General features: G+C 57.5%; 11 protein-coding genes. 8 read left to right on the forward strand and 3 right to left on the reverse strand.

From position 1 onward, the window contains the following. The first annotated feature begins 12 nt into the window (after window positions 1–12). The 3 genes from C2U53_RS17495 (at window position 13) to hutH (ending at window position 4,115) form a co-directional block, all read left to right on the forward strand. Entirely contained in the window at window positions 13–738 is a 726-nt protein-coding gene (locus C2U53_RS17495) for a histidine utilization repressor (protein WP_043001313.1), read from the forward strand. A 169-nt stretch (window positions 739–907) separates the two neighbouring features. Continuing rightward, window positions 908–2,593 carry a urocanate hydratase gene (gene hutU, locus C2U53_RS17500; RefSeq protein WP_043001312.1) on the forward strand — a complete coding sequence of 562 codons (1,686 nt, stop codon included), beginning with the start codon at window positions 908–910 and terminating at the stop codon, window positions 2,591–2,593. A 1-nt stretch (window position 2,594) separates the two neighbouring features. Further along, window positions 2,595–4,115, forward strand: a complete 1,521-nt coding sequence (gene hutH / locus C2U53_RS17505; RefSeq protein ID WP_099433388.1) for a histidine ammonia-lyase — start codon at window positions 2,595–2,597, stop codon at window positions 4,113–4,115. A gap of 94 nt (window positions 4,116–4,209) precedes the next feature. On the opposite strand, the gene C2U53_RS17510 is transcribed toward hutH, so the two are convergent. Together C2U53_RS17510 and bioA are read right to left on the reverse strand one after the other, a co-directional pair. Next, window positions 4,210–4,686 carry a kinase inhibitor gene (locus tag C2U53_RS17510; protein WP_043001310.1) on the reverse strand — a complete coding sequence of 159 codons (477 nt, stop codon included), beginning with the start codon at window positions 4,684–4,686 and terminating at the stop codon, window positions 4,210–4,212. 58 nt (window positions 4,687–4,744) lie between these two features. Continuing rightward, the gene (gene bioA, locus C2U53_RS17515; RefSeq protein WP_104446896.1) at window positions 4,745–6,034 is read right to left on the reverse strand and encodes an adenosylmethionine--8-amino-7-oxononanoate transaminase; all 1,290 of its coding nucleotides are present in this window, start codon (window positions 6,032–6,034) and stop codon (window positions 4,745–4,747) included. Between the two features lie 76 nt (window positions 6,035–6,110). Between bioA and bioB the strand changes: the two genes are divergently transcribed. From bioB to uvrB, 5 genes are all read left to right on the forward strand, one after another. Then, the gene (bioB, locus tag C2U53_RS17520) at window positions 6,111–7,151 is read left to right on the forward strand and encodes a biotin synthase BioB (protein ID WP_043001309.1); all 1,041 of its coding nucleotides are present in this window, start codon (window positions 6,111–6,113) and stop codon (window positions 7,149–7,151) included. Then, window positions 7,148–8,305, forward strand: a complete 1,158-nt coding sequence (bioF, locus tag C2U53_RS17525; protein ID WP_104446167.1) for an 8-amino-7-oxononanoate synthase — start codon at window positions 7,148–7,150, stop codon at window positions 8,303–8,305. Before bioB ends, bioF begins: the two co-directional genes overlap by 4 nt. Then, entirely contained in the window at window positions 8,289–9,044 is a 756-nt protein-coding gene (gene bioC, locus C2U53_RS17530) for a malonyl-ACP O-methyltransferase BioC (RefSeq protein ID WP_043001307.1), read from the forward strand. The genes bioF and bioC overlap by 17 nt, the downstream gene beginning before the upstream one ends. Further along, a complete protein-coding gene (gene bioD / locus C2U53_RS17535; protein ID WP_046401466.1) occupies window positions 9,037–9,723 on the forward strand; it encodes a dethiobiotin synthase in 687 nt (228 codons plus the stop codon). The genes bioC and bioD overlap by 8 nt, the downstream gene beginning before the upstream one ends. Before the next feature lie 564 nt (window positions 9,724–10,287). Further along, window positions 10,288–12,309, forward strand: a complete 2,022-nt coding sequence (uvrB, locus tag C2U53_RS17540) for an excinuclease ABC subunit UvrB (protein WP_043001304.1) — start codon at window positions 10,288–10,290, stop codon at window positions 12,307–12,309. Window positions 12,310–12,416: 107 nt separating this feature from the next. Here uvrB and yvcK read toward each other — a convergent pair whose 3' ends face one another. Continuing rightward, the gene (gene yvcK, locus C2U53_RS17545; protein WP_104446168.1) at window positions 12,417–13,325 is read right to left on the reverse strand and encodes a uridine diphosphate-N-acetylglucosamine-binding protein YvcK; all 909 of its coding nucleotides are present in this window, start codon (window positions 13,323–13,325) and stop codon (window positions 12,417–12,419) included. Window positions 13,326–13,543 lie beyond the last annotated feature (218 nt).

Consider the following 13,543-nt stretch of genomic DNA (forward strand, 5'->3'; position numbering starts at 1 on the left):
GTAAACATTCCCATGACACTTTCTCGGCCTCGTTCTGCTCCCGCACCGTTTTATGAGACGGTTAAACGCGAGATTAGCGAAAAGATCGCCAGCGGCGTCTGGCAGCCGCACGATCGTATTCCGTCGGAAGCGGAGCTGGTGGCGCAGTACGGCTTCAGCCGGATGACCATCAACCGGGCGCTGCGTGAACTGACTGACGAAGGGATGTTGGTGCGCTTGCAGGGGGTGGGAACCTTTGTCGCGGAGCCGAAAGGCCAGTCCGCGCTGTTTGAAATTCGCAGTATTGCCGACGAAATTGCCGCACGGGCGCATCGGCATCACTGCGAGGTGCTGATTCTGGAAAAGAAACCGGCCAATGCGCGGCAGGCAGCGGCGCTGAAGGTGACGGAAGGTACGCCGATTTTTCATTCTGTGATGGTACATTTTGAAAACGACCAGCCGGTACAGATTGAAGATCGCTGTGTGAATGCCGACATTGTGCCGGAATATCTGGCGCAGGATTACAGCCAGACCACGCCGCATGCATATTTGTCGCTGATTGCCCCGCTGACGGAAGGGGAGCACATTGTTGAAGCGGTGCGCGCCACGACGCAAGAGTGCGCGTTACTCGACATCGGCGAGACCGATCCTTGCCTGCTCATTCGTCGTACCACCTGGTCCGCCTCGCAGATCGTTTCTCACGCGCGGTTGCTCTTTCCGGGCTCTCGTTACCGCTTGCAGGGCCACTTCTCCTCCTGACGCACGCGGACTGAAAGCGTGATTGCTGACGCAATATAACAAAAATGTATCTTATTTGTTAAATTGCATCTTGTTATGTCTTGTATAGACAAGTATATATTTACCTCACACCCGATCATTCCCTTTGCCGGATAAACCTTTTCCGGCATGTCCGTGAGGAGTCGTTGTTATGTCTCATAGCAAGTTTCGTCAGCAAGATATCCGCGCCCCGCGAGGGACAACGCTGACGGCCAAATCCTGGCTGACCGAAGCGCCATTGCGCATGTTAATGAACAACCTGGACCCCGACGTCGCCGAGAACCCACATGAGCTGGTGGTGTACGGCGGTATAGGCCGCGCGGCCCGTAACTGGGAATGCTATGACGCGATTGTCAACGCCCTGACCCAACTGGAAGAGGACGAAACGCTGCTGGTCCAGTCTGGTAAACCGGTTGGTGTGTTCAGAACTCACCAGAACGCTCCGCGCGTGCTGATTGCCAACTCCAACCTCGTGCCTCACTGGGCGACCTGGGAGCATTTCAATGAACTGGATGCGAAAGGGTTGGCGATGTACGGACAGATGACGGCCGGAAGCTGGATCTATATCGGCAGTCAGGGAATTGTGCAGGGCACTTATGAAACATTTGTTGAAGCGGGACGGCAGCACTACGACGGCGACCTGCGCGGGCGTTGGGTGTTAACCGCCGGGCTTGGCGGCATGGGCGGCGCGCAGCCACTGGCGGCGACGCTGGCAGGCGCCTGTTCCCTGAACATTGAATGTCAGCAGAGTCGTATCGATTTTCGTCTGCGCACTCGTTATGTCGATGAACAGGCGACATCTCTTGATGATGCGCTGGCGCGTATCGAAAAATACACCCGCGAAGGTCAAGCCGTATCGATTGCCCTGTGCGCCAATGCGGCGGATGTGGTGCCCGAACTGGTGAAGCGCGGTGTGCGTCCGGACATGGTTACCGACCAGACCAGCGCTCATGACCCGCTGCACGGTTATCTGCCTTCCGGCTGGGACTGGGAAACCTATCAGCAAAAAGCGCTCGCCGATCCACAGGGTACGGTAGAGGCAGCGAAGCGCTCGATGGCAAAACACGTGGAGGCGATGCTGGCGTTCAACGACATGGGCGTACCGACGTTCGATTACGGCAACAACATTCGTCAGATGGCTAAAGAGATGGGCGTGGAAAACGCCTTTGCCTTTCCTGGCTTCGTACCGGCCTATATTCGCCCGCTGTTCTGCCGCGGCATTGGGCCGTTTCGCTGGGTGGCGCTTTCCGGCGATCCGCAGGATATTTATAAAACCGACGCCAAAGTGAAAGCGATCGTGGCGGATGACGAACATCTCCACCGCTGGCTGGACATGGCGCGGGAGCGCATTAATTTTCAGGGGCTGCCAGCGCGTATCTGCTGGGTGGGGCTCGAATGGCGGCAAAAACTGGGTCTGGCATTCAACGAAATGGTGCGCAGGGGGGAAGTGTCTGCGCCAATTGTGATCGGTCGCGACCACCTGGATTCCGGTTCTGTCGCCAGCCCCAACCGCGAAACCGAAGCGATGCGCGACGGTTCTGACGCCGTCTCCGACTGGCCGCTGCTCAATGCGCTACTCAACACGGCCAGCGGGGCGACCTGGGTATCGCTGCATCACGGCGGCGGTGTGGGAATGGGCTTCTCACAGCATGCCGGGATGGTCATTGTCTGTGACGGTAGCGATGAAGCCGCCGAGCGCATTGCCCGGGTTTTGCATAACGATCCGGCGACCGGCGTAATGCGTCATGCGGATGCGGGCTACGATATTGCCGTGGCGTGCGCTGTGGAACAAGGGCTGAATCTGCCGATGGTTGCGGCAACGCAGGGGAAACGCTGATATGAATACCATGACCTTAACGCCGGGCCATCTGAGTTTTTCACAACTACGCGAAGTCTGGCAGCAGCCGGTTAAACTGCGCCTCGACGCCAGCGCTATTGACGGCATTAACGCCAGCGTGGCCTGTGTCAACACCATTGTCGCTGAGGGCCGCACGGCCTACGGCATTAACACCGGCTTTGGTCTGCTGGCGCAGACGCGCATCGCCAATGAGGATCTGCAAAACCTGCAACGTTCGCTGGTGCTGTCGCATGCGGCAGGCGTGGGTGATGCCTTAGATGACGCACTGGTGCGCCTGATCATGGTGCTGAAGATAAACAGCCTTGCGCGCGGCTTTTCTGGTATTCGTCTTAGCGTGATAGAGGCGCTGATTGCGCTGGTGAACGCCGAAGTCTGGCCGCACATCCCGGCGAAAGGATCGGTAGGCGCCTCCGGTGATCTAGCGCCGCTGGCCCATATGTCGCTCACGCTGCTGGGGGAAGGAAAGGCGCATTGGCAGGGGGAATGGTTACCGGCGACGGAAGCGTTAAAAAAAGCCGGCCTGGAGCCGATTACGCTGGCGGCGAAAGAAGGGCTGGCGTTACTTAACGGCACACAGGCATCGACGGCGTTTGCGTTACGCGGACTGTTTGAAGCACAAGAGCTGTTCGCGTCGGCTGTCATGTGCGGATCGTTAACCACCGAAGCGGTGTTAGGGTCTCGCCGTCCGTTTGATGCGCGTATTCACGCCGCGCGGGGGCAGCGTGGACAGATCGACGCGGCGGCGCTGTATCGCCATGTATTGACGGAGACCAGCGCGCTGTCTCAGTCGCACCACAATTGCGAAAAGGTGCAGGACCCGTATTCTCTGCGCTGTCAGCCGCAGGTGATGGGCGCATGTCTGACACAGATGCGTCAGGTGATGGACGTACTGCTGGCGGAAGCCAATGCGGTCTCCGATAATCCGCTGGTTTTTGCTGAGCAGGGAGACGTTATCTCAGGCGGTAATTTCCATGCTGAACCGGTGGCGATGGCGGCAGATAATCTGGCGCTGGCGATTGCTGAAATTGGCGCGTTGTCCGAACGCCGTATTGCGCTGATGATGGATAAGCATATGTCGCAGTTGCCGCCTTTCCTCGTCAAAAACGGGGGCGTGAACTCCGGCTTTATGATTGCCCAGGTGACGGCGGCGGCGCTTGCCAGCGAGAACAAAGCGCTGGCGCATCCGCACAGCGTGGACAGCCTGCCAACGTCGGCGAATCAGGAAGATCATGTCTCGATGGCACCGGCGGCAGGGCGCAGGTTGTGGGAAATGGCGGCGAATACTCGCGGCGTGCTGGCCGTCGAATGGCTGGCCGCGTGTCAGGGGATCGATTTGCGTGAAGGATTAACGTCAAGCCCGCTGCTGGAGCAGGCGCGAACGGTATTACGTGAGCAGGTTGCGCATTACACCCAGGACCGCTTCTTCGCCCCGGATATTGAGCGTGCGACAGAATTGCTTGCACAGGGGGCGTTGCTGCAGCTCGTGCCGGAATTTCTTTGAACCGCGCCGGATGGCGCTAACGCTTATCCGGCCTGTGAATCCCTCCCGTAGGCCGGATAAGACGCGTGAGCGTCGTCATCCGGCACAACAGCGATCAACTGAACATCGCGGTAATTGAGGCGCTGGCAAGCGAGTGGAAATGGACGTTAAATCCGACCATCGCCCCGCTGGCACCTTCATCGACGTCAATCCTGTCCACATCCAGCGCGTGAACGGTAAAGATATAGCGGTGGGTTTCGCCTTTTGGCGGCGCCGCGCCGCCATAGCCCGCTTTACCGAAATCGGTTCGTGTCTGGATAACGCCGTCTGGCACGGCGACCAGCCCGGAGCCATAGCCCTGGGTCAGAACACGGGTATCGGCCGGTAAATTAGCCACCACCCAATGCCACCAGCCAGAGCCGGTCGGTGCATCGGGGTCGAAACAGGTCACCACGAAACTCTTCGTTCCGGCAGGCACTTCATCCCAGGCCAGATGCGGGGAAATATTATCCCCTTCATAACCCATACCGTTGAAGACATGGCGCAGGGGGAGTTTTTCCCCGTCGCGAAAATCGTTGCTGATTACTTTCATGCACTCTCCTTAATTCTCGCCAAAAAGTGTAGCCAGAAACCGCACAGCTTACCGCCAGTTACCCGTTAAAAAATGTTTCGTCGCGCACAGCGTCGTTCACGGACTGCGTCAGGCGGCGCAGTTGCTCTGGCTGGATGAGATACGGCGGCATCAGGTAGATGAGTTTGCCAAACGGGCGGATCCACACACCCTGTCGCACAAAGAATTTCTGCAGGGCCGCCATATTAACCGGATGCGTCGTCTCCACCACGCCAATCGCCCCCAGCACGCGGACATCAGCCACCCATGGCGATGTCTGCGCCGGGGCGAGTTCCTGGCGTAGCTGGGTTTCAATGGACGAGACCTGCGCCTGCCAGTCGCCGGATTCGAGTAGTGACAGGCTGGCGGTCGCCACCGCGCAAGCCAGCGGATTGCCCATAAACGTCGGACCATGCATAAAACAGCCCGCCTCGCCGTTGCTGATGGTTTCCGCCACCTGGCGGGTGGTCAGGGTGGCGGAAAGGGTCATCGTTCCGCCGGTCAGCGCTTTTCCCAGACACAGAATGTCGGGCGCGATCCCGGCGTGTTCGCAGGCAAACAGTTTGCCCGTGCGGCCAAATCCGGTGGCGATTTCATCCGCAATCAGCAGAATGCCTTCACGGTTGCACATTTTGCGGATACGGCGCAGCCACTCCGGATGGTACATCCGCATTCCGCCCGCGCCCTGAACAATCGGCTCGAGAATCACTGCCGCAATGTCATGACGATGTGCGGCCATCAGGCGCGCGAAGGCCACCATATCGCGCTCATCCCACTCGCCGTCCATTCGACTTTGCGGCGCAGGGGCAAACAGGTTTTCCGGCAGATAGCCCTTCCACAGGCTGTGCATGGAGTTGTCCGGATCGCAGACCGACATCGCGCCGAAGGTATCGCCGTGATAGCCGTTACGGAACGTCAGGAAGCGCTGACGGGATTCCCCTTTGGCCTGCCAGTATTGCAGCGCCATTTTCATCGCCACTTCCACCGCGACGGAACCGGAATCGGCGAGGAACACGCATTCCAGCGACGCGGGCGTTATGGCGACCAGTTTACGGCACAGGTTGACGGCGGGGGCATGCGTGATCCCGCCAAACATCACATGCGACATGGCGTCTATCTGCGTTTTCATCGCCGCATTGAGCTGCGGATGGTTGTAGCCGTGAATCGCGGCCCACCACGACGACATGCCATCAATCAGGCGTTCACCGCTGGATAAAATCAGTTCGCAGCCCTCGGCCCGTTCAACAGGATAGACCGGTAGCGGGGAGGTCATAGAGGTGTAGGGGTGCCAGATGTGGCGCTGATCAAACGTGAGATCGTCCGTTGTCATAATCGACTTGTAAACCAAATTAAAAAGATTTAGGTTTACAAGTCTACACCCTTATCACCACAAAACGTATAAAATTATGACCACTCATTCTCGCTGGACGCTGTCGCAAGTCACCGAATTATTTGAAAAACCGCTGCTGGATCTGCTGTTCGAGGCGCAGCAAATCCACCGTCAGCATTTCGATCCTCGTCAGGTGCAGGTCAGCACACTGTTGTCGATCAAAACCGGTGCCTGCCCGGAAGACTGCAAATATTGTCCGCAAAGTTCGCGCTATAAAACCGGCCTTGAAGCTGAGCGGCTAATGGAAGTTGAGCAGGTGCTGGAGTCGGCGCGCCAGGCGAAGAACGCCGGTTCCACTCGTTTCTGCATGGGTGCGGCGTGGAAGAACCCGCACGAGCGCGACATGCCATATTTGCAGCAGATGGTTCAGGGGGTGAAAGCGCTGGGACTGGAAGCTTGCATGACGCTTGGCACACTCGATGAATCACAGGCGCAACGGCTGGCGGAGGCGGGGCTGGACTATTACAACCACAACCTCGACACCTCGCCGGAATTTTACGGCAACATCATCACCACCCGTTCCTACCAGGAGCGACTCGACACGCTGGACAAAGTACGCGAGGCCGGGATCAAGGTCTGTTCCGGCGGCATCGTCGGCCTGGGCGAAACGGTGACCGATCGCGCCGGGCTGCTCCTGCAACTGGCAAACCTGCCGACCCCGCCGGAAAGTGTGCCGATCAACATGCTGGTGAAGGTGAAAGGTACGCCGCTGGCAGATAACGATGACGTCGACGCATTTGATTTTATTCGCACCATTGCCGTGGCGCGCATTATGATGCCGACCTCGTATGTGCGCCTGTCTGCCGGTCGTGAGCAGATGAATGAACAAACGCAAGCCATGTGCTTTATGGCTGGCGCCAACTCTATTTTCTACGGCTGCAAACTGCTCACCACGCCAAACCCGGCAGAGGACAAAGATCTCCAGCTTTTCCATAAGCTGGGGCTGAATCCGCAGCAAACGGCGGTGCTCGCCGGGGATAACGAGCAGCGTGCGCGTCTGGAGCAGGCGCTGCTGACACCGGATACTGACGATTACTACAACGCGGCTGCCGTATGACCTGGCAACACAAAATCGACGATGCGCTGGCGGCGCGTCGTTCGGCGGATACGTTGCGCCGACGTTATGTGGTAGCACAGGGAGCCGGTCGCTGGCTGGAGACGAATGACCAGCGCTATCTCAATTTTTCCAGCAATGATTATCTGGGGTTGAGTCATCATCCGCATATCCTTCGTGCCTGGCAGCAGGGGGCGGAGCGGTTTGGCGTCGGCAGCGGCGGCTCGGGCCACGTCAGCGGTTATTCCATTGCCCATCAGCAACTGGAAGAGGAACTGGCCGACTGGCTGGGCTATCCGCGCGCGTTACTGTTTATTTCCGGTTTCGCCGCAAATCAGGCGGTGATTACCGCGCTGATGGAAAAGGATGACCGGATTGTCGCTGACCGTCTCAGCCATGCTTCGCTGCTGGAAGCGGCCAGTCTTTGCCCGGCGCAGCTTCGCCGTTTTACCCATAACGACGCCTCGCATCTCACGCGCCTGCTTGGCGCCCCCTGTTCCGGGCATCAACTGGTGGTGACCGAAGGCGTGTTCAGCATGGATGGCGACAATGCGCCGCTTGCGGACATTCAGCAGGCCGCACAGGCGCGTAATGCCTGGTTGCTGGTGGATGATGCCCACGGCATTGGCGTCAGTGGAGAAGCGGGTCGCGGGAGCTGCTGGCAGCAGCGGGTAAAACCTGAGCTATTGGTCGTAACATTCGGCAAAGGCTTTGGCGTCAGCGGTGCGGCGATTCTGTGCTCTGAAAACGTTGCCGATTATTTGCTGCAGTTCGCCCGTCATCTGATTTACAGCACCAGCATGCCGCCCGCGCAGGCGATGGCGTTACAGGCGTCGCTTTCGGTGATTCGCAGTCAGGAAGGTGACGCACGCAGGGAGAAACTGACTGCGCTGATCCAGCGCTTCCGCTCGGCTATCAACCATCCCGATTTCATGCTGGCGCAGTCGCACAGCGCCATCCAGCCGCTGATTGTCGGCGAAAATGCGCGCGCATTGCAGCTGGCGGACACCTTGCGCCGTCAGGGATGTTGGGTCACGGCGATCCGTCCGCCGACCGTGCCCGCCGGGACAGCCCGTCTGCGACTGACCTTAACTCAGGCGCATGAGCCTGAGGATATCGACCGATTGCTGGAGGTGCTGCATGGGGCAGGTAAATAAACAGGCAATCGCGGCGGCGTTTGGTCGTGCGGCAGCGCACTATGAGCAGCACGCCACATTGCAGCGCCTGAGCGCCGACGCGTTGCTGGCGCAACTGCCGGAACGCCCATTTTTACAGGTACTGGATGCCGGCTGCGGGCCGGGGCGTTTGAGTCGCTACTGGCGCGAGCTGGGGAGTCAGGTCACTGCGCTGGATCTCTCTGCCCGCATGCTGGACGAGGCGCGTCGCCAGGACGTGGCGCATCACTATCTCACCGGCGACATTGAGTCACTGCCGTTAGCCAGCGCAACGTTTGACCTGGCCTGGAGCAATCTGGCCGTGCAATGGTGTAACAGTCTGCATCAGGCGCTGAGCGAACTGTATCGGGTCGTGCGCCCCGGTGGCTGCGTGGCCTTCACCACGCTGGCCCAGGATTCGCTACCGGAGCTTCATCAGGCCTGGCGCGCGGTGGATGAGCGGGCGCACGGCAACCGGTTTTTATCCCGCGAGGCGCTGTGTGAAGCGATGCACGGCTGGCAGGGGCATCATCAATCAATCTCCCTGACGCTGGAGTTTGATGACGCCCTGAGCGCTATGCGCTCACTGAAAGGCATCGGCGCGACCCATTTGCACGAGGGGCGCGAGCCGCGCGTCTTAACCCGCTCGCAGTTGCAGCAGCTTCAACTGGCCTGGCCGCAGCGGCAGGGGAAATATCTGCTGACCTACCATCTTTTTGCAGGAGTGATTGCACGTGACTAAACGTTATTTTGTCACCGGTACCGATACGGAAGTCGGTAAAACCGTCGCCAGCTGTGCGCTGCTACAGGCGGCGCGCAGTCTGGGTTATCGGACGGCCGGGTATAAACCTGTCGCATCAGGTAGTGACATGACGCCAGAGGGACTGCGCAACAGCGACGCCCTGGCGCTTCAGCGCAACAGCAGTCTGGCGCTGGACTACGCGGCGGTGAATCCTTACACCTTCGCGGAACCCACCTCGCCGCATATCATCAGCGCTGATGAGGGAAGGCCAATTCGTGCTGATGTGATGTCAGACGGCCTGCGCGCGCTGGACGCGCAGGCGGAGTGGCTGCTGGTGGAAGGTGCTGGCGGCTGGTTTACCCCGCTTGCGGAGGATTTTACCTTCGCTGATTGGGTGCAGATCGAGCGCCTGCCGGTGGTCCTGGTCGTCGGCGTGAAGCTGGGGTGTATAAACCATGCGATGCTGACCGCGCAGGCGGTACAGCAGGCAGGACTTCCGCTTGTCGGGTGGGTGGCGAATGACGTCACGCCGCCGGGAAAACGCCATCATGAGTATCTGGCGACGCTTAAACGGGTCATCCCTGCGCCATTGTTAGGCGAAATCCCGTGGCTGGCGGCGGGAGCCGAAAATGCGGCCACAGGACAATATCTGGATCTCGCTTTACTCGCGGGTGAGTAAAAGGCGAAATTGCGAGCAAGATCTCGCCTGCCAGGGACACTTCTTTAGCTGATAAAAATCAAAATTTAGCGATAATTTTTTTTTATGTGCTGCCTGGTGGGTTGGACCGGGAATTTGCCAGGCGGCAGACCATATGGCCTGCAGGCAGTTATCCACCATTCCTGTGGATAACCTTGTGTATTAGAGTTAGAAAACACAAGGCAAGCGAGAGATTACGCGGCTTCCAGCCGAATTGGTGCGAAAGGCGTCTTTATAAAATATCCTTTAATTTACAGCGCGTTAGATAAAATCAATGGCTGTCATATTGTGGTCATTGAATGCAATAAAACTTTCATCACGCATCTTGACAATGTTAACGAAGTCAATGGTCTGGGGATAAACCCGCTTCATAGTGTAATATCTTGCCAGCGGTGAAATTATAGCCATCTCCGATCCGCTTTTATCATGCGTAACACAAATTTTATGAGGCGTTACTGTTTTTTCATCCAGTATATTTTACTGGCAATATTATCTTCTGCGAGTAAAATTACACACCTGCCCGCTCATTCCTTCAGGTAGCTGCTCATGAGTAAACCGTTCAAACTGAATTCCGCATTTAAACCTTCCGGCGATCAGCCTGAGGCGATACGCCGTCTGGAAGAGGGACTGGAGGACGGCCTGGCGCATCAGACGCTACTTGGCGTAACGGGGTCGGGGAAAACGTTCACCATTGCGAATGTGATCGCGGATTTGCAGCGACCGACGATGGTGCTGGCGCCCAACAAAACGCTGGCGGCGCAGCTGTATGGCGAAATGAAAGAGTTTTTCCCGGATAACGCCGTCGAGTATTTCGTCTCCTACTACGACTACTATCAGCCGGAAGCGTATGTTCCCAGCTCAGACACCTTCATCGAAAAAGATGCCTCGGTGAATGAACACATCGAGCAGATGCGTCTGTCGGCCACCAAAGCGTTGCTGGAGCGTCGTGACGTGATCGTCGTGGCCTCCGTTTCTGCCATCTATGGTCTGGGCGATCCCGATTTATATCTGAAGATGATGCTGCACCTGACGGTGGGCATGATTATCGATCAGCGCGCCATTCTGCGGCGACTGGCTGAACTGCAATATACCCGTAACGATCAGGCGTTCCAGCGCGGGACTTTCCGCGTGCGCGGTGAGGTGATTGACATCTTCCCGGCGGAGTCTGACGACATCGCGCTGCGTGTGGAGCTGTTTGATGAAGAGGTGGAGCGTCTGTCGCTGTTTGACCCGCTGACCGGGCAGGTGGAATCCACTATTTCGCGCTACACCATCTACCCCAAAACGCACTACGTGACCCCCCGTGAGCGCATTGTGCAGGCGATGGAAGAGATCAAAGTCGAACTGGCTGAACGTCGCAAAATCCTGCTCGCCAACGACAAACTGCTGGAAGAGCAACGCCTGAGTCAGCGTACCCAGTTTGATCTGGAAATGATGAACGAGCTGGGTTACTGCTCGGGGATCGAAAACTACTCGCGCTTTCTGTCAGGACGCGGGCCGGGTGAGCCGCCGCCGACCCTGTTTGACTATCTGCCCGCTGACGGTTTGCTGGTGGTGGATGAATCCCACGTCACCATCCCGCAGATTGGCGGGATGTATCGTGGCGATCGGGCGCGTAAAGAGACGCTGGTGGAGTACGGTTTCCGTTTGCCATCGGCGCTGGATAACCGTCCGTTAAAGTTCGAAGAGTTTGAAGCGCTGGCTCCGCAGACCATATATGTGTCTGCGACGCCGGGCAATTACGAGCTGGAGAAATCGGGCGGAGAAGTGGTTGATCAAGTGGTGCGTCCGACAGGGTTGCTGGATCCGGTCATTGAAGTGCGACCGGTGGCAACGCAGGTGGACGATCTGCTCTCTGAAATCCGCAAGCGCGCAGAGATCAACGAGCGCGTGCTGGTTACCACGCTCACCAAGCGTATGGCGGAAGATCTCACCGAGTATCTGGAAGAACACGGCGAGCGGGTGCGTTACCTGCACTCGGACATCGATACCGTCGAGCGTATGGAGATCATTCGTGACCTGCGTCTGGGCGAGTTTGATGTGCTGGTGGGGATCAACCTGTTGCGCGAAGGTCTCGATATGCCTGAGGTGTCGCTGGTGGCGATTCTCGACGCCGACAAGGAAGGGTTCCTGCGTTCCGAACGTTCGCTGATACAGACCATCGGTCGTGCGGCGCGTAACATCAACGGGAAGGCGATTCTTTACGGTGACAAAATTACGGCCTCAATGGCGAAGGCGATTGGCGAAACCGAGCGTCGTCGCGAGAAACAGCAGCAGTACAATGAAGAACACGGCATTACTCCGCAGGGCCTGAATAAAAAAGTGGTCGATATTCTGGCGCTGGGGCAGAACATTGCGAAAACCAAAGCGAAGGGCCGAGGCAAATCGCGTTCCGCAGTGCAATCGGATGTGGTGGAACTGGATATGACGCCAAAAGCGCTGCAACAGAAGATTCACGAGCTCGAAGGGCAGATGATGCAGCATGCGCAGAACCTGGAATTCGAAGAGGCCGCGCAGATCCGCGATCAACTGCATCAGCTGCGTGAACTGTTTATCGCTGCGTCGTGAGAGATTGCCGGATGGCGGTGTAACCACCTTATCCGGCCTGTTCGCTGGTAGTTTGCAGAGTAGATAAGTAGGCCTGATGAGCGTAGCGCCATCAGGCAATAAACCCTTTACCGCAGCGCCTGTACGGCTTTCTCCAGCGCGCTGTGCAATAACTGGCGGTCATGGCGATAGGGAATATCGCTGGCCTCCAGCACTTCCTGAATCACCACCCGGTCGCTGACCGCAGAGACATCCACCTTCGGCCCCACGATAACCGCATCAACGACTCTTTTGCCGACATACTGCTCCATAATGGTTAGCTTATCGATAAGCGTCAGGCTTGCGGCGGGGATGCTCAATTCCCGGCCCAGATTGCCGATGTAGACCATCGGCGCCTGCGTACGGCGCAGCGCCTGTGCGAGATCCTCCAGCAGCAGGATTGGCATCAGGCTGGTGTAAAAACTGCCCGGACCGATAATAATCAGGTCGGCATCGTTAATCGCCTGTACCGCTTCCCGGGTGGTGGGGACCTTCGGTGACAGCATCAGTTCCTGCAAGTGCGAGGTGAGCTGATCAATATTCACTTCGCCGTACACTTCATGCCCCTGATCGTCGATCGCCATCAGGTCAACTGGCAGCTCTGACATGGGGATTAAATGTGCGTCCACTTTCAGCAGATTACGAATTAAGTTGATGGCTTCCAGAGGCCGCACGCTCAGGTGGTCGAGCGCCTTTAACATCAGATTTCCGAGGTTATGGCCTGAAAGTTCACCATTACCGCCAAAACGGTATTCAAACATCGCGGAAGCGACGCTCGGTTCGGTAATCAACTGATTGAGACAGTTGCGCATATCGCCCCAGGCGATTCCCCCTTCCGAGCGGCGAATACGCCCCGTCGAACCGCCGTTATCGGTGGTGGTCACGATACCGGTGAGGCGTGAACCCAGGGAGGAGAGGGAAGAGAGAACGCGTCCTAATCCATGCCCTCCGCCGAGAGCGACGACACGATCCAGGTCAGCCAGCGTACGATTGCGCATAAAAGTTCCTGAAGTCAGATTTACCGCGCTACAGTAGCGCAAACAGGGGCTTTTCAGCAATTCGCTAACGGCAAGTTGAGAAAATAAATTCTGCCGCACTACTCCTTTAGGGGGGCGAATGCCTGACAGCGAAATGATGTACATCAATGCAAAAGTGCTATTTTTGCTTATTTTGTAACGAAATGGCACGATCATGGCGCTATATATATGATTATACA

Source organism: Citrobacter sp. CFNIH10, assembly GCF_002934585.1.
Lineage (GTDB): Bacteria > Pseudomonadota > Gammaproteobacteria > Enterobacterales > Enterobacteriaceae > Citrobacter_A > Citrobacter_A amalonaticus.

Coding starts and splice junctions, on each gene's coding strand:
- hutH (WP_099433388.1), top strand. CDS start 2,595: ATGAATACCATGACCTTAACGCCGGGCCATCTGAGTTTTTCACAACTA.
- bioC (WP_043001307.1), top strand. CDS start 8,289: ATGGGGCAGGTAAATAAACAGGCAATCGCGGCGGCGTTTGGTCGTGCG.
- uvrB (WP_043001304.1), top strand. CDS start 10,288: ATGAGTAAACCGTTCAAACTGAATTCCGCATTTAAACCTTCCGGCGAT.
- yvcK (WP_104446168.1), bottom strand. CDS start 13,325: ATGCGCAATCGTACGCTGGCTGACCTGGATCGTGTCGTCGCTCTCGGC.
- bioF (WP_104446167.1), top strand. CDS start 7,148: ATGACCTGGCAACACAAAATCGACGATGCGCTGGCGGCGCGTCGTTCG.
- C2U53_RS17510 (WP_043001310.1), bottom strand. CDS start 4,686: ATGAAAGTAATCAGCAACGATTTTCGCGACGGGGAAAAACTCCCCCTG.
- bioA (WP_104446896.1), bottom strand. CDS start 6,034: ATGACAACGGACGATCTCACGTTTGATCAGCGCCACATCTGGCACCCC.
- C2U53_RS17495 (WP_043001313.1), top strand. CDS start 13: ATGACACTTTCTCGGCCTCGTTCTGCTCCCGCACCGTTTTATGAGACG.
- bioB (WP_043001309.1), top strand. CDS start 6,111: ATGACCACTCATTCTCGCTGGACGCTGTCGCAAGTCACCGAATTATTT.
- hutU (WP_043001312.1), top strand. CDS start 908: ATGTCTCATAGCAAGTTTCGTCAGCAAGATATCCGCGCCCCGCGAGGG.